Genomic DNA, 22,124 nt, shown 5'->3' with positions numbered 1-22,124 from the left:
CACGCTCTAGTATAGCCCGCCTATCGGCGCGTGCTGCGTGGGTACAGCGAAGTATTGATATTGAACAATCGTCCATTTAAGTGCAAGTATTAATACGAGTAATTGCTTGTTTTCTCAGACAGTACACCGAACTTAGTGCTTTTAATAAATTTATTACAATAAATATTTGGTAATTATAAATTCCAAGAAAAAAGCCCTCAAAATGAGGGCTTTAGATTAATTGGTCAAATCGTCGAAGAATTTTTTGACGCCTTCAAAGAAGCCGTGTTCTTTTGGCCTATGTCGACCTGCGTCGGCTCCGCCCATAGAAGACTCAAATTCTTGAAGCAATTCTTTTTGGCGTGAAGACAAATTCACCGGTGTCTCCACCACGACTTTACACATCAAGTCGCCAACTTGCCCACTGCGAACTGACTTCACTCCCTTTCCTCGCAAACGGAACATACGACCGGTTTGCGTTTCTGGGGTAATTTTCAGTTTTACTTTACCATCGAGCGTCGGCACATCCAGTTCGCCACCCAATGCGGCAGTTGTGAAACTCAAAGGCACTTCGCAATACAAGTTGTTACCGTCACGGGCGAAAATATCGTGGTCGCGCACGTGCACTTGCACGTACAAGTCGCCAGGAGGTGCACCGTTTTCACCCGCTTCACCTTCACCACTTAAGCGAATGCGATCGCCAGTATCAACGCCTGCAGGCACTTTAACAGAGAGAGTTTTGGTTTTTTCAACACGGCCTTGACCGCGGCAGCTGTTACACGGATCACTGATGATTTTCCCGCGACCAGAACACGTTGGACAAGTTTGCTGAACTGCAAAAAAGCCCTGACGCATTTGTACTTGGCCAGCGCCATGGCAAGTTGGACATGTGGTTGGTTTAGAGCCTTTCTTGGCACCTGAACCGTCACACACTTCACATTCAACCAGTGTAGGTACGCGAATCTCGACTTCTTTGCCTCGAACCGCTTCTTCTAAACTCATTTCAAGGTTGTAGCGCAAATCTGAGCCTTGTCTCGCTCTAGACTGCCTGCCACCACGACCGCCGCCACCGAAAATGTCGCCAAACACATCGCCAAATATATCACCGAAATCAGCACCACCGCCGAATCCTGCACCACCACGATTAGGATCTACTCCCGCATGGCCATATTGGTCATATGCGGCACGCTTCTGAGAATCCGTCAGTACTTCGTAGGCTTCTTGAATCTCTTTGAATTTCTCTTCGAGCGCTTTATCACCTTGTGTACGGTCCGGGTGATATTTCATCGCCAGCTTTTTATACGCTTTCTTGATTTCGCGTTCACCGGCGCCCTTATCAACACCTAAGACTTCGTAGTAGTCACGTTTAGACATATCGCTGTTTATTCCTACCCTTTATTTACTGCGCAACAACATGGCCCAGCAAATTTTTACTTTCTAATACAACACAAAGGCGCAGCAAGTATGACTTGATGCGCCTAAAATCACGAAGTAGCCCCAGTCTTGGGGCTCAACAACAACTTACTTCTTGTCGTCGTCTTTAACTTCTTCAAACTCAGCGTCAACAACGTCATCATCAGCTTGTGCATCAGCTTGAGGCTGTTCTTCACCGCCTTGAGCTGCTTGCTGAGCTTGCGCTGCTTCCATCAATTTAGAAGACGCTTGAATCAACTCTTGAGTCTTCGCTTCGATTTCCGCTTTGTCGTCGCCTTTAATCGCGGTTTCTAATGCAGAAACGGCAGCTTCGATTGGCGCTTTATCATCTGCGCTCAACGCATCGCCTACTTCTTCAAGTTGCTTACGAGTCGCGTGAATCATGCCATCAGCTTGGTTACGCGCCTGGATTAGTTCTTCGAACTTCGCATCAGCGTCTTTGTTTGCTTCAGCGTCAGCAACCATTTGCTCAACTTCTGCATCACTCAAACCTGAAGAAGCTTGAATCGTAATCTTCTGTTCTTTGCCAGTGTCTTTGTCTTTAGCAGACACGTGAAGAATACCATCGGCATCGATGTCGAATGTCACTTCGATTTGAGGCACGCCGCGTTGTGCAGGACGGATACCTTCAAGGTTGAACTGACCAAGAGACTTGTTACCAGACGCCTGCTTACGCTCACCTTGCAGTACGTGAACCGTTACTGCAGATTGGTTGTCTTCCGCTGTAGAGAACGTTTGCGATTTCTTCGTTGGGATAGTCGTGTTCTTCTCGATTAACGCCGTCATAACGCCGCCCATCGTCTCGATACCCAATGATAGAGGCGTTACGTCTAGGAGTAATACGTCTTTCACGTCACCAGACAGAACACCACCTTGAATTGCCGCGCCAACCGCAACCGCTTCATCAGGGTTAACGTCTTTACGTGGCTCTTTACCGAAGAATTCAGTCACATACTTCTGTACTAGAGGCATACGCGTTTGACCACCCACTAGGATGATATCTTGTACGTCGCTCACAGAAAGGTCAGCGTCTGCTAGGGCTTGCTTAACTGGGTCAAGAGAGGCTTTCACCATGTCTTCAACTAAAGACTCAAGCTTAGCGCGAGTCACTTTAATGGCTAAGTGCTTAGGACCCGTTGCATCAGCAGTGATGTATGGCAAGTTAACTTCTGTTTGTTGCGCAGAAGACAATTCAATTTTCGCTTTCTCACCAGCTTCTTTCAAGCGCTGCATTGCTAGCGGATCTTTACGCAAATCGATACCTTGTTCCTTTTGGAACTCTTCTACTAGGTAGTTGATCATGCGGTTATCGAAGTCTTCACCACCCAAGTGAGTATCACCGTTGGTTGCTAGTACTTCAAATGTGTGCTCGCCATCAACTTCATCAATTTCGATGATAGAAATATCGAATGTACCACCACCTAAGTCATATACCGCAACAACGTTATCGCCTTGCTTCTTGTCCATGCCGTATGCCAACGCTGCCGCAGTCGGCTCGTTGATGATACGCTTCACTTCTAGGCCCGCAATACGACCAGCATCTTTTGTAGCTTGACGCTGAGAGTCATTAAAGTAAGCAGGTACTGTGATTACCGCGCCTGTTACTTCTTCGCCCAAGAAATCTTCAGCAGTCTTCTTCATTTTCTTTAAGACTTCTGCAGAGATTTGTGGTGGCGCCATTTTTTCGCCTTTCGCTTCAACCCATGCATCACCATTGTCGGCTTTCGCAATGTTGTAAGGCATGATATCGATATCACGCTGTACTTCTTTATCTTCGAAACGACGACCGATCAAACGCTTGATTGCGAACAATGTGTTCTGAGGGTTTGTCACTGCTTGGCGTTTTGCTGGTTGACCAACAAGGGTTTCACCTTCGCCTGTGTAAGCAATGATAGAAGGCGTTGTACGATCACCTTCAGCATTTTCAATTACTCGTGCTGCGTCGCCGTCTAGAACTGCGACACAAGAATTTGTTGTACCTAAATCGATACCAATGATTTTACCCATTGTGTGTCTCCAAATAACTTAATCTTTAATCTGCATTAGTTGTGGGGTTATTCCACATTTTTTCAATAGTGGTCAGAAAAATTTCCGACGGCAATTTTACGCTTGTGTATCTACGCCACCTTCTGGTGCGCGAGAAACCATCACCATAGCGGGTCTGAGCAGTCTGCCGTTCAAGGTGTAACCTTTCTGCATGACCGCCATCACAGTATTTGGTGCAAAATCAGCACTCTCCTGCATTGACATTGCTTGATGTAGTTCAGGATCAAACGTTTCGCCTTGTGGGTTAACTTGTTTGAGCTCGAACTTATCCAAAGTGCCAACGAAGGACTTAAGGGTCATTTCGACACCTTCAAGCAGTGGCTTCACCACGTCGTTGTCTGAATCAGCGACGTCAATAGCGCGTTCAAGGTTGTCTACCACGGGTAGAAGCTCGCCAGCGAAGCGCTCTAACGCGAACTTGCGTGCTTTTTCTACTTCCGTCTCAGCACGGCGTCGTGCATTCTCCACGTCAGCACGAGCGCGCAACACGCCCTCTTGCTGCTCTTTAATTTTTGCTTCGGCATCAGCTAACGCTTTTTCAAGTTCATAAATGCGCTCTTCGTTGCTGTCAGTAATGACCTCAACGTTGTCTGCATCCACAGTTTCTACCGCTTCGTTAATCTCAACTGTTGTATTTTCATCTTGAGATTCTTGTGCCTGCACGTCGCGCTCTTCGCTCATGCTATCCTCCACAAATGATCGTTTGCACGTGATTCTAAAAGTTCGTTGGCCTATTTATGGGGTTAGTTTTAGCGGGTTCAAGGGTAACCTTTGTTTTTTTGTGGTCACTTTTTAGTAACCCCAAATTTCAATCGGCAATTCGTCTCTTTTCAGCATGATTCAGTGACGGCAAAAAACGCGGTTTTATCCCCTTAATCGGTAGCACCAAAGTGCTATGACGCCAATTGGCTTTTTTAGTGTAAGCTGGGGTCGGCCGTTGTTAAAACTAGACTGGAGTTGTTTTGCTTAGCCTTTGGACTGTTGGAACCATCATCGCCCTGTATTTGGGAACCCTTTTCCTACTTGCGTTCTGGGGAGATAGCCGATTAAAAGACTCCAGCCAGCACCCGATTATCTATTCTCTCGCATTGGGTATTCACTGTACCTCTTGGGCGTTTTTCGGTACGACCACACAAGCAGCAGAATTTGGTTGGGCATTTATTCCCACTTACATGGGAATTGTTTTGGCTATGATGTTTGGATTCTCTGTGATGCTCAAGATGGCCCGCCTTACGCAACAGTATAGTGCGAGCTCGTTGGCAGACTTCATTGGCATTCGCTATCAAAACTCCCATTGGCTCTCTGGCTCGATTACCGTGCTGTGCTGTGTCGGTGTCACACCCTATATCGCATTACAACTTGATGCGATTACTGAAAGTATTCGTTTTATCACAGTCGCGGATAGCACATTAACCGGCAGCATTGGCTTTTACGTTGCCGTCATTATCGCTATATTCGCTTTGCTTTTCGGTACTCGAACATTGAGTTTAACTGAAAAACACCCAGGCCTAATGCTAACTATCGCCGTGGAATCTATCGTCAAATTGTTAGGTATCCTCATTGTCGGATTGTACGTGTGTTTTTGGATGTATGATGGCGTTTGGGACCTCTTTGTTCAGGCTGCTCAAAGCAGTGCGGGCAGAAAAGTGCTTGAGGCTGACAGTAGCCCTTGGGTCTATCTGAGTCACATTTTACTTGGTATCTGCTCTCTGTTCATTTTACCTAGACAATTTCATATGAACTTTGTTGAGTTAAATGGCGAAGGTGAATTGCGAACCGCACGTTGGCTTTTCCCTGCTTATTTAGTGGGAATGAGTCTATTTGTTCTCCCCATTGCTATGGCCGGTAATATGCTATTTGAAGGGACAAGTGTCGAATCCGATGTTTACGTATTGGCGATCCCGCTATATCAAGAAAACATCGGGCTAAGTGTTATGGCGTTTATCGGTGGACTGTCTGCCACAACGAGTATGGTGATAGTGGCGACATTGGCCTTAGGCATAATGATTTCCAACAACCTTGTAACGCCCCTTTGGCTTAAGGCCAGATTGAAAAACAATCCCAGCAACACTATGTCGTCTGCCAGAGTGCTTACGATACGAAGAGTCAGCGTTGTTGTCGTATTGAGCATTGCGTACTGGTATCACACCAATGTGAGTCAAACCGCTCCTCTGGTAAAAAGCGGGACAATAGCCATCGCCTTGCTGGCTCAAACCTTTCCCATCTTGCTATTTGGTTTGTACCTCAAACAACGCAGTACCTTGGCAGCTATTTTGGCCATGAGCGCAGGGTTTATCTGCTGGCTTGCGTGGTTGCTTTACCCCAGTGTGATGTCTAGCTACTATTTTGACCCAGTCCCATCCGACGGGCAACTGGGGCTGGGGTTCGTTTTAAGTCTATTGGCCAATTGCGTGGTGTATTTAATCGTGACCTGGCTCAAGCCATCTCACGCCAATAACGACATACCCGCTCATAATAGCAACCGCCGAGTCTCCCCGGACTTTGCCATTCGCATTGGCGACTTGATGGCACTAACAGCTAAAGTGCTTCCCGATGCATCACACAAGAAATTGCAGCGCCAACTCAGTGCCGATTCGTTACAAAACAAGCATGCTGTGGCTAGCCAAAGCTTGGTAAGGCGCGTAGAAAACTTACTCGCTTCTCAAGTCGGTAGCCCCAGCGCCCGTATCCTTTTGTCTGCCATTGCGCAAACGCCCAAAGAAGCGCTAACAGAATTAGTGGAGCTGGTCGAAGAAGCGTCCCAGTCCTTTCAGTTTAACCATGAAGTCCTGCAATCGTCTGTTCAACATATTGAGCAAGGCATTTGCGTGCTGGACCAAAACCTTTCACTGCTGGCTTGGAATGACAAATACCTCGAAATGTTCGATTATCCTCCGGGTTATATCTGCGTTGGTAAACCCATAAGAGAACTACTGGCTTTCAACATACAACGAGGTCTAATGGGCAGCGTCGTGGATGCAGAGTCGGAAATTACCAAGCGGGTAAACTACATTCTCGACGGGAGTCGTTATAAATATGTTCGGCGTCAGATAGATGGCAGAGTCATAGAACTCAATGGCAGCCCTTTACCTGGCGGCGGTTTTGTCACGACTTATTCTGACATTACCGAATACATTCAAATTCAAGAAGCCCTGACAGAATCGAAAGAACAGTTAGAAGACCGAGTTGCCAAGCGAACCACAGAGCTAAACGAGGCCAAACAAGCTGCCGACAAAGCCAATGAGAGTAAAACCAAATTTCTCGCTGCTGCGGGACATGACCTAATGCAACCATTTAACGCGGCTACGCTGTTTGCTTCCATGCTAGAACAAAAAACGTCTGGTACTCCTCTTTATGAACTCAGTCATGGCGTGGTGGATTCACTGAGCAATGCCGAAAGTCTGTTGTCTATGTTACTGGACATGACAAAGCTAGAATCGGGTGTGATGACACCTAAACCCTCGGCTTTTGCTATCGATGAAGTGCTAGCGCCTCTGGTCAGAGAATTCACGCTATTCAGTCAACAAAAGCAGGTAGAGCTAAAATACGTTCCCACCAACACAGTAGTGTACTCAGATAAAAAGTTACTTCGCAGAATTGCACAAAACTTATTGTCGAATGCCGTGAGGTACACAGAGCAAGGTAAAATTGTTATTGGTGTAAAACGCTCAGGCCATAACACTATCAAACTTTGTGTTTTGGATACTGGCCCGGGCATTCCTGAACACCAACAAACTGAAATTTTCGCCGAATTCCATCGCCTTGCACAAAGTGAGCACACTCAAGGGTTGGGGCTTGGGCTAACCATAGTCGAGCGGATCAGCCATCTACTCAACCATCACGTTTCTCTCGTCTCAGAAGTTGGAAGAGGTACAGGGTTCTACGTTGAACTCCCAAGAGTCACAGGCAGTGTTGAAACAAAAGAATCGGCAAAATCGATACTTCCGACGCGACAAGACAATCAACACAGTATGCTCGGCGGAAAAACGGTTTTGTTATTGGAAAACGATGTTTCTGTCGCGAAAGCCATGGGGACGCTTCTCAGTGATTGGGGGGCAACCGTTGTCTTCGCCAAATCAGGGCAAGAAGCCAGCAAAAACTGCCCCTCTCCACCAGACCTCATGCTCATAGACTATCACCTAGACCACGGTGAAAACGGCATTAATGCCGTAGCAATGTTAAGAGAAAAATGGCGAAGCACAGTGCCTGGCGTGCTCAATACTGCAAATCGCAGCGATACGATCCAAGAAGAAGCGCAACAGAGCCAATTGCTCTACTTACCCAAACCGGTCAAACCCGCAGCCTTGAAGCGCTTGCTCAAACAAAATGGACTAGCCCGTCTTGGTTAGTCGGTGCGAACTACTGATTATGGGTTGCCAAAATCGCAACCCGTTTTTATTTATCTTTGGTGCTAAAGCCCCTACAATGCACCTATCAAATCGAGACAATACGAAGCCAAACAACATGATACGAATATCAATAAACCTACAAGGATACACATTCGCATCACTCTCATAATTCTATCCGAGAGTGTGGTTAACCATATTCTCGGGCAAACGCACTTTATTTAGCCCAGGAAATCTGGGCTTTTTTATGCCCGTAAAGTAGAGGAAACCATGGGCATTGATACCCCATTAAAGGCACTGAATGGCGAGCAGGTGAAGCTGGAAGCCCTTGCACATGAACTCAACGTCGACAAATCGACAGTCAGTAAACTCAGCAATAAGACGCTAGGAGACATTCACTTGCGAAAGCTCAAACGCTTCGTTGAGGCGACTGGCGGCCTAATGAACATTGAGATTATCTTGTCAGATGGCACGCGTTTTACCGTGTAGAAAAGCGGACCGTTAGCATAATTAGTTAATGCACTCGCCTCATAAGCGAGCGGATGTGGGTTCGAGTCCCACACGGTCCACCACTTACGCAACGATCTCGATGCTAGATATCAATAGGCGCTTAATCAGTACCCATGAGCTGCTTAAACAACACACCAGCCTGAGTGCGGTTGATAACGTTGAGCTTGCGTAACACCGCAGAAGCATGTTGTTTGACTGTCGATTCTGAGATGTCCAGTTCATACGCAATTTGTTTATTGAGTAGGCCATCGGCCATCATTTGCAATACTTTGAATTGATGTGGGGTCAATTGTGCCATGCGCTGAGCGAAATCATGGGCCTCATCGTCCTCGCTGCTATCAGCATCGACATCGATGCCATCTGGCAGCCATTGTTCTCCATCCAGCACTTTTTCTACTGCGTTGACGATATCGGGCAATGACGACGATTTGGGAATGTAGCCACTTGCACCGAGCTTAACCGCTCGTACGATAAGGCTGGGGTCTTCTTCCGCTGACACAATAACTACGAGTACATTAGGATACTGGGTCCTGATTTGCGTCAGCCCTGCCAAACCAGAATTGCCCGGCATCTTTAAATCCAAGAAGACCAAATCAATGTCTTCATCCTGCTGTAATGCGTCTAATGCGTCGTGAAAGTTGGCGGCCTCTACGAGATTGTTACCCACGACATTCGACAACGCTTGACGCATCGCGCCTCGAAAAAGTGGATGATCATCTGCGATGAGTATTTTTGATTGCATCATGTACTTGCCGCCAACGTATCAACAGGCTGTTGTAGAACAGAAAAAAAGGTGGCACTGCCCTCCAATGCCACCCAAATGTTAGGTCAGTAACTTACCATGTTACCGACTAACTTACACACATTAGAAGCGGTAACCCACCGTTAAATGAATCGTACGAGGGTCGCCGTAATAACCAATCAAGGTGTTATCCCCGCCTAAACCCGGCGTGTAACGAGAGATGTCTGTCGGATCAGCTGGGTCGGGGGTAACAAACTGATAACCGCCAACAAGATACTCTTCATCAGTGAGGTTTTTAGCATGCAAGCCCGCATACCAGTCGCCTTCCATACTTTGCCAAGTCACACTGAAATTAAGTAATCCATATCCATCTTGATTGAGCAGGTTATTTTGCTCAAACAATGAGTAATCGTCGCGATAGTAGTAGTTTGCATTTACGACAAAATCTCCCATCGACGATTCAATCAGATACGTTGCATTAAAGTTTGCTGTGTAATCCGGCGTATTGGAAATTGAGAACTGATCAGCAATATTGATTGGTCCATTAGCGGTTTGCTCGAGCACTTCTTCAAATTCAGCATCGATGAAGCCGATAGCGGCATCTAAAACCAAATTATCGGTTGCAGCGAAAGTTATCTCAGCTTCAATACCCTTGGCATTAGATTCGCCGACGTTACCCAAGATCTGCTGGAGATCGGTAGAACTCTGCCCCGGTAAAACTGAAATGTACTGACGGTCTTTGTGGTCAAGCGAGAACAAGGTAATGTTGGTTCTGAGTTTATCCGACCAATCGGCTTTCATACCCAACTCAAAAGAATCGACGATTTCAGGGTTAACCGCGGGTTCGTTAATTGTCGCACGCGGGTTAAATGTGCCTGATTTAAACCCTTGGCTGTAACTCGTGAAAAACATAATGTCGTCGGAGTATTGATACTCCAACCCTAATCTTGGTGTAAAACGCGACCAGCTTTCAACACTCGGAGCATCCAATACACCATCTCCGTCTGTATCGCTACCAAGAACTTGAGGGACTAGCTGACCATCGGGACGCACGTAACCCGGAATCCACCCCGTTGATGGATACACGTTATCAAAAATAAGCCCGTTATTGACGACGGCTTGTTTTTCTTCATCGGTATAGCGCGCGCCCAATGACATGGATAGTCGCTCGCTAATATCATAATTCAGTTGAGCATACGCAGCCCAGCTTTCACTGTTGTTGCAACCGGTGACTTCCCGAGTTAACCCCGGCGTTTGGAACGCTAATCGACCCAATACACCTAAGATTGCGTCGAAGTTACCGCAGGATTCACCGTCGTAGAAATACAGACCACTGACGAGTGAAAATGACTCGCCAAGATAGTTCGCTTGGAATTCATGCGTATCGTTTTCATCATCATATTCTGCTGGCACATCAAAAATATCGAGGGGCGTATTGTCAAAATCAATGTTAGTCGGTGAATAACTTTCGCGATGTGAACCTATATATTTGAGCTCAAGTGCATCGGACACATCGTAGCGTACCATCCAGCTGTAACCCTCCAACTCAACTAAGTTCGACGTCGGTAAACTGGTGTACGAATCGTAAACTGAATCGGGAACCGGCGCATTGGTCAATAAGCTTGGGAGCAAGCGGTACCCGCCTTTGGCATTCGACGTATCTTCTGTTTTGTCCCACGTTAAACGGAAAAATAAGTCGTCCGTAGGATGGACCTCGAGGGATATGCGGCCAGCCCACAAATCTTTGTTGTAGTTTTCGCGGTCTTGATTAGGTAACGCCGATTCGAGAAATTCACCAAAACCATCTCGGTTCAGGTTGGCATAACCAACACCTAAATAAACCACATCTTCAACCAGTGGGACTTGCCCCGTTACTCTGACATCACGTTGATTGTAAGACCCTACGGTGCCCTCGAGATTAAACGTAGTATCTCCTGACATTTCTTTTGTCACATACTTGATAGCACCACCTATGGTGTTCTTACCATAAAGCGTGCCTTGCGGACCCCGAAGCACCTCTACCCGTTCTACGTCAAGCAAATCAAGCACCGCCCCTTGAGGACGAGCAACGTACACATCATCGATATAGATACCAACACCAGGCTCATAACCCCACAACGGATCTTGCTGGCCAACACCTCGGATAAACGCTGTTAACGTTGAGTTTGTGCCACGGCTCGTTTGTAGCGTGGTATTAGGCGAAAATTGTTGTACCTCTGTCAGTACGGTTATGCCCTTTTCCGCTAATTCAGCTGCGCCCACCGATGTGATGGCAACGGGCACTTCTTGCAGGGTTTCGACCGTTCTACGAGCGGTGACTTCAACTCTCTCTAACCCCGCCAATTTAGTCTCGTCGTTATTGTTGGATTCCTGTGCAGCACTAGGCATGGCGCAAGCAAGACCAACCGCTAGCGCGCACAATGAGCGTTTTGCGCTAGGATGTTTATGATGTGTTGTTTTCATATCGTGTCCCTAATGTTTAGTCACTTAGTATTATTTTTTTCGTGAAGCTTACGGTCGAAAATTACTCTAGGACAGAAACAACACTTAGTATGTAGTACCATCGTACTATGGGAAAATCAGCGACTTAGACGCAAACTTTACCCATTCCTGAAGATCTGCGGTCACAGGTTTTTACTAAAGGATACATTATGTTGAGTTTTCTTGGCCTCGTTGGAGGCTTAGCGTTACTGATTGTTTTAACTATCCGAGGGATGAATTTATTCATCGCTGCGCCTCTATGCGCCATTATAGTGGCAGCAACCAGTGGCATTCCCTTTTTTACCGGGGATTCTCACTTTGTGAATTTGTACATGGATGGATTTTCTGGGTTTATAGCCTCTTGGTTTTTCATGTTTTTACTCGGAGCTATCTTCGGCAAGTTCATGGAGGATACCGGTGCGGCCGACTCGCTAGCTCGCTGGATCGTCGGTAAACTCGGCCATCAGCGCGCAGTACTCGCCATTGTCGCAGCTTGTGCAGTTTTAACCTACGGCGGCGTCAGCGTGTTTGTTGTCGCATTTTCCGTTTATCCTATGGCGCTGAGCTTGTTCAAAGACGCTAATTTACCAAGACGCTTTATTCCCGCAGCATTGGCGTTTGGCTCGATTACTTTCACCATGACCTCGGCAGGCTCGCCGGAAATTCAAAACTGGATCCCAATTAAATACCTGGGTACATCGCCGTTTGCGGGATGGGAAGTCAGTTTAGTTGTGGCTATCTTTATGGCCGTGTTTGGCTACGCTTGGCTTACAAAAATGATTCGAAAAGCCGTCGCCAATGGCGAAAGATTTGAAGCCAGAGATCACGATCCCAATGTTCCAGAAAGAGATTATCCTCACCCAGTAACAGGACTCATCTCACTACTCGTTGTACTGGTCTTGTCGTTCGCTTTTCACGACACCTTGGCCCAACTCGCACTAATAGTAGCCTTAGGTGGTGGGGTATTGTCCTTATTGGTTATCAATTACAAGCACTTTCACAACCTAGCTGGCGCGATTAACTTGGGCACGACCGGTGCGCTTGTCGCCATTGGCAACACGGCGGCGGTGGTCGGTTTCGGGAGTATTGCCAAATCCACAACAGCATTTCAAGAAGCCGTTGCTATCATGACTCAGCTTCCAGGCAACGAGCTGATTGGCGCCGCCGTTGCGGTAAGTGTTATCGCAGGTTTAACGGGGTCTGCCTCGGGAGGACAAGCGATTGCCCTGCCACTTGTTGCGCCCCATTACATGGACCAAGGCGTAGATCCTGAAGAACTCCATCGCATAGTCTCGATTTCATCCGGCGCACTGGATTCTTTGCCACACAATGGCTACGTCGTTACTACTATCCGCGCTATCTGCCACGAAACCCATCAAGCAGCTTATATTGCCATGGCTAAGCTGACCGTATTAATCCCATTAATAGGCGTAGCAATGGCAATCGCGCTATTCAGTATTTTCTAAGGCACGCTATGAAGAATTCTTTTTTCCAACTCAGCTTGGGTGTTCTGTTCACTGTATTGATGTGGGTTCATCAGGCCAATGCGTCACAAACAATGCTGGTCGAAAAACAACGGTTTCACATAGATACGTTTACGACATTTAACGGCAATATCATCAAAGACGTGCAAGTGGGTTGGGAGTCCTACGGCAATTTGAATGCTCAAAAGACTAACGCCATTTTGATCACGCATTACTTTACCGGTAACTCTCATGCTGCGGGTAAATACGCCCACGATGACGCTCAACCAGGATACTGGGATGCCATTATCGGTCCTGGTAAAGCTATCGATACCAATAAGTATTTTGTCATCAGTGTCGACAGTCTTGCCAATATCAACGCCTATGACAAGAACGTCATTACAACTGGCCCGGCATCGGTCAATCCCGAGACAGGACAGCCCTATGGGCTAACGTTTCCTGTGGTAACCATTCGCGATTTCGTCAATGTACAAAAGGCGGTATTAGAGAGTTTAGGCATTCAGCAATTGCACGCCGTAGTGGGGCCTTCGATGGGCTCGATGCAAGCGATTGACTGGGCTGCGACCTACCCAGACTGGGTCCCGAGAATGATATCAGTCATTGGCGTTGCACAAAGCGACCCTTGGACTGTGGCAGCACTGGAACACTGGGCCACGCCTATTAAACTCGATGCAAAATGGCAGAGCGGGAATTACGCTCATGACGAGCGCCCAATGGATGGGCTAACGGCATCGCTCGCACTGATTACACAAAATGCGTTGGAGCCAGTGTTTTTTGATGGCACTGCCAAGGGGCTAAATTTCTCTCAACTCGAAACCGCGCCTTTAAACGATATTAGAGCAAACCATTCAATAGTGTCTTGGTTGTACAATCGGGCGAGAGGCCGTGCGGTAAACATGGATCCAAACCATTTACTTTACTTGGTAAGAGCATGCCAATTGTTCTTAGCCGGCCATGACGAGTCACTTATTGCAGGTATCAAAAACATCAAAGCCAAAACTTTATTTATTCCCTCGTCCAACGACCTTTTACTCATGCCCCAACTTGCAAAAGAAGCCCATGAGTTAGCGTTGTCACAAGGTTTACACAGTCAGTATGCAGAATTAAATGGTGGATTGGGTCATTTAGACGGTGTTGTCGGTATTAGCGCACATGCCAACACAATCTCTGCCTTTTTAAACGATCACTCGGAGTAATCACATTGAAATCCATTATTGCCGTAAGCACTATCCTTGCTTGCTCTATCGTCCCCATGGCATATGCAGAAGATACAATACCGCTGTCGCTCGATACCCAAACCATTACTGTTAGCGGTTTATCATCGGGTGGTTACATGGCTTCTCAATTTCATTTCGCTCACTCAGATTGGGTTTCTGGAGCAGCTCTATTAGCATCAGGTCCGGTTTACTGCGCTCAAAACAGTATCACCACTGCTCTGGAGCGTTGTGTGGACAAAGTCGCTAGCGAAATACCACTCGATGTCATCAATAGTCAAGTGGCAACTTGGGCCAACGACGGCAAGATAGCCAATACCAAACACCTTGAAGGCGATAAAGTTTGGATCTACCACGGCAAGCGCGACACACGTGTCAACGAAGCAGTTACTCAAGCTTTGATTAAGCAGTACCAGACTTACGTCAAACCCGATCACGTGGTTGCGGTTACAGATCAACCAACTCCACATGTTTTCCCCACGCTTACCAATGGTAATGATTGTACCGATTCTACTTCGCCATTTATTGGTGCCTGTGAGTACGACGCAGCGGGTGCCATGTTGACCCACCTGATTGGCGCAGCTGCACCAGAACACAGCAAAGCGAGCGGAACATTAGTAAAAATTGATCAACATAAACTGGGTGGCCAACCTGCAAACACATTAGCGAAAGAGGGTTATCTATACGTGCCTAGCACTTGTGAACAAGGCGAAGTTTGCAAAGTGCATGTGAGCTTTCACGGTTGTAACCAAAATGCTGAAGCGATTGGCACGGCCTATGCTGAACAAACTGGCATTAACCGTTGGGCGGATGCAAACGAAACCGTTGTCTTGTATCCGCAAACCAAGAAATCGATGTTTTTGCCACTCAACCCGCAAGCATGTTGGGACTGGTGGGGATACACAGGCGCCGACTATGCGACCCAAGAGGGTAAGCAAATAACCGCAGTGAAAAATATGATTAACGCTTTGTCAGCTCAATAGGAAAATTCATGAAATCACTTAATGTGTTTGTCACAGGTGGTGCCAGCGGAATTGGTTTTGGTATCGCGAAATCAATGGCTGAAAAAGGTCACCATATCATCATTGCCGATATTAATTTGGTTGCAGCTCAACGTGCTGTTGATGAATTGCTTTCAGCTGGACTCAGTGCTCGCGCAATAGAAATCAACGTGTGCGATGCCAAGCAAGTTGCCGAGTTAGCCGGCGTACTGGAAGCGACACCAGTGGATGTGTTGATCAACAACGCCGGAATTCAACACGTTTCAAAGATCGAAGATTTTCCCGCGGAGAAGTGGCAACAACTAATCGACATCATGTTAGTTGGCCCGGCGCTATTGACTCAAGCCTTTATGCCATCAATGCGTGCCAATAATTTCGGTCGAATTATTAATGTTGGCTCCATTCATTCCTTAGTTGCATCACCCTTCAAATCAGCATATGTTGCGGCAAAGCACGGCTTACTTGGGTTTGCTAAAACCATCGCGCTAGAAACCGGTGACTGCGACGTGACTATCAATACGCTGTGCCCGGCTTATGTAAAAACGCCGCTCGTAGAGAAGCAGATAAAGGCGCAAGCGATTGAAAATAATCTTTCTGAAGAAGATGTGATCAACAAAATCATGTTAGAGCCTATGCCCAAAAAAGCCTTTATCAGCGAAGAAGAACTCGCTGAAACCGCGCTATTTTTAGTGAGCTCTCACGCTCGAAACATTACGGGCCAAACCTTCGTGCTCGATGGTGGCTGGACAGCCCGCTAATACCCGATAGGGAGAGTGAAACCGCACTCTCCCACCATTTGCCTCGCATTTTTTGCCGAAATCACCAGTCTTGTGCTAATGTCTGACGCATCAGTGATTTAGCACCAAACCTATGACCTACAAAACTGTTGGCCTTATCGGCAAATCTGCACATGAAGGCGCTCATGATAGCCTTAACCAGCTGGCGTCATACCTCAAAAACCGCCAATGCGAAGTATTGGTTGATGACAATATCGCGCAAGAGATGGACGACAACAGCCACGAGGTTTGTGATTTAGTCACGATAGGTAAGCGTGCAGATTTGGCCATAGTTGTCGGAGGCGACGGCAATATGCTCGGTGCTGCGCGCGTATTGTCTCGATTTGACATACATGTCGTCGGCGTAAATAGAGGAAATTTAGGCTTCCTTACCGACATCAACCCCGATGATATTGAAGCGCAGTTAGATTTGATTTTTGAGGGTGAAACGGTTGTTGAAAAGCGTTTTCTTCTCGAAGTTGCAGTGTTCCGACATGAAAAAATGAAAAGCTTGAACACGGCAGTAAACGAGGTTGTGCTTCACCACGGTAAAGTGGCGCATATGATGGAGTTCGAAGTCTATATCGACGAAAATTTTGTCTTCAGCCAACGTTCGGACGGCCTGATTATCGCCACGCCGACAGGATCGACTGCCTACTCTCTCTCTGGTGGCGGCCCTATATTAATGCCGAAACTCGATGCACTGACATTGGTACCTATGTTCCCGCATACTTTAAGTAGCCGTCCCATTGTCGTTGACGCAGACAGTACAATACACATGCGTGTGTCGAAAGTTAACAGTGACAGCCTGCAAGTAAGTTGCGATAGCCACATTGTACTTACCGTTCTGCCCGGAGACGAAATTCGAGTACAGAAAAGCAAAGATACCCTGTCCCTCGTGCACCCAAAAGGTTACAACTACTTTAACGTATTGAGAAACAAACTCGGCTGGGGCAGCAAGCTATACTAAGAAGCGCAGACGTTTTTACCTAGCGATAAACGCGATTGTTCACTAGGATTACAAAGTAGTCTGAGTGAGGTAACTATGCGACACATCTTATTGATCACTTCATTGATCTTAAGCTGTGCAGTGGAAGCAAAACAGCGCGTTAATATAGCAACGGATTTGATTCCAGAGGGCGGTATTCAAAAAGCCGACTTAGTGTCGGGGTTTATGTACCAAATCACCGAATCGCTGAGCGATAAATACGATTTTAACTACGAACTCGCCAGCAGAGAAAGAGAATGGCGATTGCTCGAGCAGAACAGTAACCTCTGCCTATATAACAAGCAAAAATCCCCAGAACGCGTCAACCTTGCCTACTATGCCGCCTCACCGCTTATCATCTATCCACCCAACCGACTCATCGTTACCAAGCCATTGCCTTGGACTTCTGAGATTTCGCTGAGTCAACTCCTTGAAGATAGGCCGATGCAAATTGGCGTGATAAACGGGCGCCGCTATTCCGAGCAGATCGATAGGCTGATACGAAACGGCAGTCGCCACTTTTACCAGGGCGCTGGTAGCCAAAAGGCCGAACGGCTCCACACTATGCTTTTACAAGGCAAGCTCGACGGCATTATTGAATATGCCTCGGTTTTCAAGAGCCGCCAATTGGTTGATAAAAATACGACGCCTGTGTTTACCTACGCGCTTGTTGAGGCCAAAACACCAGTAGAGGGCTACATCGCCTGTTCCAAATCCGCAGTAGGCAAACAGGTTATTCTCGATATTCAAAACGTGATGGCAACACCCAGTTATCAAGGTTATGTCATCAATGCACTTCAAAATACCCCAGCGTTACCTGAAGCAGACTACATCATTGAAATGCTTGGCTATCAGTAAAACGTGGACTGCTAGGGTAAAAATGGGGAAGAAGGCGATATAGGGAGGTGTAACACACTAGAAACGATGACTCCCTCTCCCCTTTTCCTTTGGCACAGGCTTTACTTTTGTATACCTCCGAGGCACAAATACTTCACTTCTAAATAGTCATCGAGGCCATATTTAGAGCCTTCACGGCCATTCCCAGATTGTTTAACACCGCCAAACGGCGCGGCTGCGTTAGAAATCATACCTTCGTTAATCCCAACCATGCCGTAGTCAAGGGCTTCCGCCACTCGCCAAATTCGGCCAATATCTCGGGAATAAAAATAAGCCGCTAAGCCATATTCCGTATCATTGGCCAAAGCGATGGCTTCCTCTTCGGATTCAAAGGGAATGATTGGTGAGACTGGCCCAAAGATCTCTTCTCGTGCAATTGGCATATCATTCGAAACTTGGGTGAGTACTGTTGGCTGGTAGAAGCCGTGTTGCGGCACTTCTCCTCCAGTTAAAACTTTTGCTCCTTGTGCCACTGACGCTGTCACCAAGTGATGTACATCGTTGCATGCCTTGTCATTAACCAAAGGACCAATGTCAGTGCCCGGTTCCATGCCATCGCCCATAGAAAGTTGATTGACGGCTTCTACAAAAGCCTCTTCAAACGCACTGAGTACTCCGGATTGCACAAAAATACGGTTTGTACATACACAAGTTTGCCCAGCGTTTCGATACTTAGAGCCCATGGCACCTTTTACTGCTTCGGCAACATCGGCATCGTTAAAAACGATAAATGGCGCATTGCCACCAAGCTCCATAGAAACCTTTTTAACGCCGTCAGCGCACTGTTTGATAAGTTGTTTACCTACGCCAGTTGACCCTGTGAAAGTGAATTTTGCGACATCAGGATGCTGGGTTAGGACATTGCCAATTTCTCTAGATTGCGTACCTACGACGACGTTAAATACGCCAGCAGGTACACCCGCACGCTCTGCAAGTTCTGCCATAGCTAACGCTGAAAGCGGTGTTTCTGACGCGGGTTTGACAACGAAGCTGCACCCTGCCGCCAGTGCAGCAGCGGCTTTGCGAGCAATCATTGCGTTGGGGAAATTCCACGGCGTAATAGAAGTCACAACGCCGACTGGTTGTTTAATCACGACGATTCGTTTATCGCCAGAAGGGCTGGGAATGGTGTCGCCATAAACGCGTTTGGCCTCTTCGGCAAACCACTCAATAAAAGAAGCGCCATAGGCTATTTCGCCTTGGGCCTCAAGCCAAGGTTTACCCTGCTCCCACGTTAGGATTTTACCTAAATCAGCCTTGGCCTGGATCATCAAATCAAACCACTTACGCAATATTACCGCTCTGTCGTTGGCACTTTTTTCACGCCATGTTTTTAATCCCGCAGCAGCGGCGACTACCGCTCGTTCGGCAATATCTGCGCCAGCATCAGCAACGTCGATAGATTGCTCAGGGTTAGCTGGGTTGGTTACCGTAAATGTCGTTTCACTCGATAGCCATTGCCCATCGACATAAGAGCACGTTTTTAAAAGGTTGTTGTCGTGCAAATTAATCATGCAAACACTCCAATAGTGATATTACCGTGAACACAAAGCGTCCAATTTTCATCTGACTATTGAAACCCAGCTCCGCAAAGGTTTAAATACCAAACATTCAATGTTTAGTTTTAAGTATATCAAACTTTGTATATGAAGCATTCAAACGCCAAACCACTCGCCCAATATGACATTCGCCTGCTCCGAATTTTCAAAACCGTTGTGGAATGTGGTGGGTTTGCAGCGGCAGAATCGGTACTAGGCGTTGGTCGCTCAACAATCAGCGTGCATATTAGTAGCCTAGAAACTCGCATGGGCTTTAAGCTATGTTTGCGTGGCCGAGGGGGATTTTCGCTAACGGACAACGGCCAACAAGTTTATCATGGGCTAATTGACTTGTTTGACAGCATGGATGATTTCGCTCTGCTGGTGAGTAATTTAGGAGATCAACTCAACGGCGAGCTTGTGATTTTATGTACTGACATGTTTGGCGACACTAATCAACAAACTATCGCTAATGTTATTGCCGCGCTGCACGAGCAAGCACCAAATTTGCGAATCAGTTTTGACACAGAAAGTGTTGCCAACATTGAGCGTAAATTGCTGCAAGACAAAGCACACATCGGCCTGCTTCCTCCTTATCATCGCATTGATGGTTTGGATTATCAGGCAATCTCTTCTGAAGAAATTTACTTGTGCTGCTCGCGCCAGCACCCGCTATTTGGCCTACCTGAACAACAAGTGACAGAATCAATTCTCAGCCAATATCCCGCCATTCATCCTGGGCTGGATATCGACCCCGTTGGCCGTGAACAACTACAAAAGCTAAACCTGGCTGCCAACGCTTATCAATTCAGCACCAGAAAAACGTTGATCATGTCGGGTAGCTACATTGGATACATGCCAAAAAGCTACATACAGAGTGAATTGGAAAACCAACAAATACGCCTTCTGGGGCCCGATGTTAACAACTATCAATTTACACTGAGCTTAGTGACCCGCAAGAACCCAAGGGAAGTCAAAAAAGTACACTTGGCTCAGTCGCTGTTTGAACAACACTTCAATCAATGAGGCCCCTTCAATCCTATTACTGTGGTAAGGGTTGCATCTTTGAATTGATCGGTGTTGTGCACTTATCCACTAAATAAACAATAGACTGATAATCAATGCCTGAATGATGGCTTAAGCCAATTTCACAAGTTCTACTTGTGGAATACCCTGCCATGCAATCTTCAACTTGAGGCTGCAACATAGCCAAAGCACTGGCATTCAACTCTGGATGAGTAAAGCCTCATGACAGCAAATAACAAAGCACTAATATCTCATTGTTGCAGAGCTGAGATTGGGCAGTGTTGAAAGCGTATATTGACCAAATATGTTTGCTGATTCAGTGACTACTCGCTCAAATTTTCTTATGTCTTTAAACATAAAAAGCCCCAATAGTTGCAATATCCAACTATTGGGGGGCAATTCTAACTAAAGACTCAGGGATTCAAATCTATATTAGGGAGTGCCTATTCTTCGTTTTTTCTCCGTTCTTGGTTTCTTCTTGCAGAAAGAATCTGATATACACCGTATAGCATGACTATCAATGCGATTACTTTATGCAACCGTTTCGTGAATACTTTTGAATCTCTAACATCTTCGATATTTACTAACGGATCGTTGTTTACTGTCAGTCCATATGCTTTGAGGCAGTGAAGATTTTCATTTTCTAAATCGCGGACATATAGATTTAGTTCTACATTCGAATGTTCGTGGCCCTCCAATATTTCTGAAACATCTTTAAAGTTGATCCAATCTGTTTGGCAAAGAGTGACAGTCCCTCTAATGAAGGATCGAAAAGTAAGAGATTCTGTTAGGTAATCAAATTTTAAATCTCCAGCTTCCCAAAATAGCTCCGATTTATCAGGCATCGGTTGGACACTACTCAACAACCCAGTCGAAATAGTTAGACCAGTAACAAAAACAAACCAACCTATTATCAATTTTGAACGAATACTAAACCCATCGAAAGTCTGTTCCAACCAGTCTGAGATACTCCGTAGTGATACTTTAGATTTCGTTCCAATTTTCATTTATTGATTTCCACGTTGAGCTTCTTCATGAGATTCCTGTTGTTGAGTCGACTCTGATGCGTTCGCGCCAGTCAATGTATCACTTGTTAACAACAACGCGGCAATTGACCCTCCAGCACCGCCAATGACGGTAGCAGCTCCCCCTCCTAAAGCGCCGGTCAAGCCTCCAGAAACAGCAGCATCAATTATGGCTTGCTGTGAAGGTGGTTGAGAACCATTACCTCCACCAATTAGTTCACCTGCTGCACCTGATATAGCACCGGTTACAGTGCTACTAACAAGCGTCGTAGCAACTTGTCCTGCAGAAGCATTAACAGCGCTCGAGATTGTAGCCTTAATCGAAGTCGAAGCTACAGCACTCCCTATGCCTCCAGTGAAAAAACCTACAGCACCGCCAAAAGCAGCGGCAGTAAGTGCCTGGCCTTGCGTAGCTCCCGCTTTTCTTGCAGCTTTGTATGACGAGGCAGCACCGATAATCGCGCCAACGAACTGTAAGAACTCGCCATCAGGATCAGTATAGTTGAGTGGGTTGTTGTTAACATACATGTATCGATTGAATGACATTACTGGGTTTTCTTGCGAATACCCTACAGGATCATTGCTCAAAAATCGCCCAACCACTGAATCATAGTACCTTGCTTGCATATACACCAGT

Annotated in this window: 17 protein-coding genes, 1 tRNA gene and 1 pseudogene; 10 read left to right on the top strand and 9 right to left on the bottom strand. The window is 46.6% G+C overall.

Features of this window, described 5'->3' with window-relative positions; all coding sequences use genetic code 11:
* Positions 1 to 216 precede the first annotated feature (216 nt).
* From dnaJ to grpE, 3 genes are all read right to left on the bottom strand, one after another.
* A complete protein-coding gene (gene dnaJ, locus AC27G9_RS18900) occupies positions 217 to 1,353 on the bottom strand; it encodes a molecular chaperone DnaJ (RefSeq protein WP_487076044.1) in 1,137 nt (378 codons plus the stop codon).
* A gap of 147 nt (positions 1,354 to 1,500) precedes the next feature.
* Positions 1,501 to 3,420 (bottom strand): molecular chaperone DnaK, encoded by a 1,920-nt coding sequence (gene dnaK, locus AC27G9_RS18895; RefSeq protein WP_487076043.1) that lies wholly within the window; start codon positions 3,418 to 3,420, stop codon positions 1,501 to 1,503.
* Between the two features lie 96 nt (positions 3,421 to 3,516).
* Entirely contained in the window at positions 3,517 to 4,140 is a 624-nt protein-coding gene (gene grpE, locus AC27G9_RS18890) for a nucleotide exchange factor GrpE (protein ID WP_487076042.1), read from the bottom strand.
* A 281-nt stretch (positions 4,141 to 4,421) separates the two neighbouring features.
* Between grpE and AC27G9_RS18885 the strand changes: the two genes are divergently transcribed.
* From AC27G9_RS18885 to AC27G9_RS18875, 3 genes are all read left to right on the top strand, one after another.
* Positions 4,422 to 7,808 carry a hybrid sensor histidine kinase/response regulator gene (locus tag AC27G9_RS18885; RefSeq protein ID WP_487076041.1) on the top strand — a complete coding sequence of 1,129 codons (3,387 nt, stop codon included), beginning with the start codon at positions 4,422 to 4,424 and terminating at the stop codon, positions 7,806 to 7,808.
* Between the two features lie 267 nt (positions 7,809 to 8,075).
* Positions 8,076 to 8,294 carry a helix-turn-helix domain-containing protein gene (locus tag AC27G9_RS18880; protein ID WP_487076040.1) on the top strand — a complete coding sequence of 73 codons (219 nt, stop codon included), beginning with the start codon at positions 8,076 to 8,078 and terminating at the stop codon, positions 8,292 to 8,294.
* A 6-nt stretch (positions 8,295 to 8,300) separates the two neighbouring features.
* Positions 8,301 to 8,377: transfer RNA gene (locus AC27G9_RS18875), tRNA-Ile, on the top strand.
* A 38-nt stretch (positions 8,378 to 8,415) separates the two neighbouring features.
* On the opposite strand, the gene AC27G9_RS18870 is transcribed toward AC27G9_RS18875, so the two are convergent.
* Positions 8,416 to 9,057: a response regulator gene (locus AC27G9_RS18870; protein ID WP_487076161.1), complete on the bottom strand. Its 642-nt coding sequence runs from the start codon at positions 9,055 to 9,057 to the stop codon at positions 8,416 to 8,418.
* 123 nt (positions 9,058 to 9,180) lie between these two features.
* Positions 9,181 to 11,445 (bottom strand): TonB-dependent receptor, encoded by a 2,265-nt coding sequence (locus AC27G9_RS18865; RefSeq protein WP_487076160.1) that lies wholly within the window; start codon positions 11,443 to 11,445, stop codon positions 9,181 to 9,183.
* Between the two features lie 263 nt (positions 11,446 to 11,708).
* On the opposite strand from AC27G9_RS18865, the gene AC27G9_RS18860 reads away from it, so the two are divergent.
* From AC27G9_RS18860 to AC27G9_RS18835, 6 genes are all read left to right on the top strand, one after another.
* Positions 11,709 to 13,004, top strand: coding sequence for a GntP family permease (locus AC27G9_RS18860; protein ID WP_487076039.1), 1,296 nt, complete (start codon positions 11,709 to 11,711; stop codon positions 13,002 to 13,004).
* 59 nt (positions 13,005 to 13,063) lie between these two features.
* Positions 13,064 to 14,218 carry an E22 family MetX-like putative esterase gene (locus AC27G9_RS18855; RefSeq protein ID WP_487076159.1) on the top strand — a complete coding sequence of 385 codons (1,155 nt, stop codon included), beginning with the start codon at positions 13,064 to 13,066 and terminating at the stop codon, positions 14,216 to 14,218.
* A 5-nt stretch (positions 14,219 to 14,223) separates the two neighbouring features.
* On the top strand, positions 14,224 to 15,219 hold the full coding sequence (locus tag AC27G9_RS18850; protein WP_487076038.1) for an extracellular catalytic domain type 2 short-chain-length polyhydroxyalkanoate depolymerase: 996 nt from the start codon (positions 14,224 to 14,226) through the stop codon (positions 15,217 to 15,219).
* Positions 15,220 to 15,227: 8 nt separating this feature from the next.
* Positions 15,228 to 15,995 (top strand): 3-hydroxybutyrate dehydrogenase, encoded by a 768-nt coding sequence (locus AC27G9_RS18845; protein WP_487076037.1) that lies wholly within the window; start codon positions 15,228 to 15,230, stop codon positions 15,993 to 15,995.
* 112 nt (positions 15,996 to 16,107) lie between these two features.
* Positions 16,108 to 16,983, top strand: coding sequence for an NAD(+) kinase (gene nadK, locus AC27G9_RS18840; RefSeq protein WP_487076036.1), 876 nt, complete (start codon positions 16,108 to 16,110; stop codon positions 16,981 to 16,983).
* A 75-nt stretch (positions 16,984 to 17,058) separates the two neighbouring features.
* Complete coding sequence (locus AC27G9_RS18835; protein ID WP_487076035.1) at positions 17,059 to 17,859, top strand: hypothetical protein; 801 nt, start codon at positions 17,059 to 17,061, stop codon at positions 17,857 to 17,859.
* Positions 17,860 to 17,960: 101 nt separating this feature from the next.
* Here the strand turns inward: AC27G9_RS18835 and AC27G9_RS18830 are convergent, their stop codons facing one another.
* Positions 17,961 to 19,412 (bottom strand): NAD-dependent succinate-semialdehyde dehydrogenase, encoded by a 1,452-nt coding sequence (locus tag AC27G9_RS18830; protein ID WP_487076034.1) that lies wholly within the window; start codon positions 19,410 to 19,412, stop codon positions 17,961 to 17,963.
* Positions 19,413 to 19,544: 132 nt separating this feature from the next.
* Here AC27G9_RS18830 and AC27G9_RS18825 point away from each other — a divergent pair, with 132 nt between their 5' ends.
* On the top strand, positions 19,545 to 20,462 hold the full coding sequence (locus AC27G9_RS18825; RefSeq protein WP_487076033.1) for a LysR family transcriptional regulator: 918 nt from the start codon (positions 19,545 to 19,547) through the stop codon (positions 20,460 to 20,462).
* 16 nt (positions 20,463 to 20,478) lie between these two features.
* Here the strand turns inward: AC27G9_RS18825 and AC27G9_RS18820 are convergent.
* The 3 genes and pseudogenes from AC27G9_RS18820 to AC27G9_RS18810 form a co-directional block, all read right to left on the bottom strand.
* Positions 20,479 to 20,682: pseudogene (locus AC27G9_RS18820) on the bottom strand (hypothetical protein); the annotation flags it as partial.
* Between the two features lie 223 nt (positions 20,683 to 20,905).
* The gene (locus AC27G9_RS18815) at positions 20,906 to 21,469 is read right to left on the bottom strand and encodes a hypothetical protein (RefSeq protein WP_487076032.1); all 564 of its coding nucleotides are present in this window, start codon (positions 21,467 to 21,469) and stop codon (positions 20,906 to 20,908) included.
* Positions 21,470 to 22,124 (bottom strand): RHS repeat-associated core domain-containing protein (locus tag AC27G9_RS18810; RefSeq protein ID WP_487076031.1); only part of this gene is annotated, 655 nt, incomplete at its 5' end.

It is taken from the genome of Alteromonas sp. 5NS40-0096 (assembly GCF_057544385.1).
The sequence above is the reverse complement of the archived record's forward strand: the minus strand, read 5'-3'. Positions and strand labels throughout refer to the sequence as shown.

Coding starts and splice junctions, on each gene's coding strand:
- dnaJ (WP_487076044.1), bottom strand. CDS start 1,353: ATGTCTAAACGTGACTACTACGAAGTCTTAGGTGTTGATAAGGGCGCC.
- dnaK (WP_487076043.1), bottom strand. CDS start 3,420: ATGGGTAAAATCATTGGTATCGATTTAGGTACAACAAATTCTTGTGTC.
- grpE (WP_487076042.1), bottom strand. CDS start 4,140: ATGAGCGAAGAGCGCGACGTGCAGGCACAAGAATCTCAAGATGAAAAT.
- AC27G9_RS18880 (WP_487076040.1), top strand. CDS start 8,076: ATGGGCATTGATACCCCATTAAAGGCACTGAATGGCGAGCAGGTGAAG.
- AC27G9_RS18870 (WP_487076161.1), bottom strand. CDS start 9,057: ATGCAATCAAAAATACTCATCGCAGATGATCATCCACTTTTTCGAGGC.
- AC27G9_RS18865 (WP_487076160.1), bottom strand. CDS start 11,445: ATGCCTAGTGCTGCACAGGAATCCAACAATAACGACGAGACTAAATTG.
- AC27G9_RS18860 (WP_487076039.1), top strand. CDS start 11,709: ATGTTGAGTTTTCTTGGCCTCGTTGGAGGCTTAGCGTTACTGATTGTT.
- AC27G9_RS18855 (WP_487076159.1), top strand. CDS start 13,064: ATGTGGGTTCATCAGGCCAATGCGTCACAAACAATGCTGGTCGAAAAA.
- AC27G9_RS18845 (WP_487076037.1), top strand. CDS start 15,228: ATGAAATCACTTAATGTGTTTGTCACAGGTGGTGCCAGCGGAATTGGT.
- nadK (WP_487076036.1), top strand. CDS start 16,108: ATGACCTACAAAACTGTTGGCCTTATCGGCAAATCTGCACATGAAGGC.
- AC27G9_RS18835 (WP_487076035.1), top strand. CDS start 17,059: ATGCGACACATCTTATTGATCACTTCATTGATCTTAAGCTGTGCAGTG.
- AC27G9_RS18830 (WP_487076034.1), bottom strand. CDS start 19,412: ATGATTAATTTGCACGACAACAACCTTTTAAAAACGTGCTCTTATGTC.
- AC27G9_RS18825 (WP_487076033.1), top strand. CDS start 19,545: ATGAAGCATTCAAACGCCAAACCACTCGCCCAATATGACATTCGCCTG.
- AC27G9_RS18815 (WP_487076032.1), bottom strand. CDS start 21,469: ATGAAAATTGGAACGAAATCTAAAGTATCACTACGGAGTATCTCAGAC.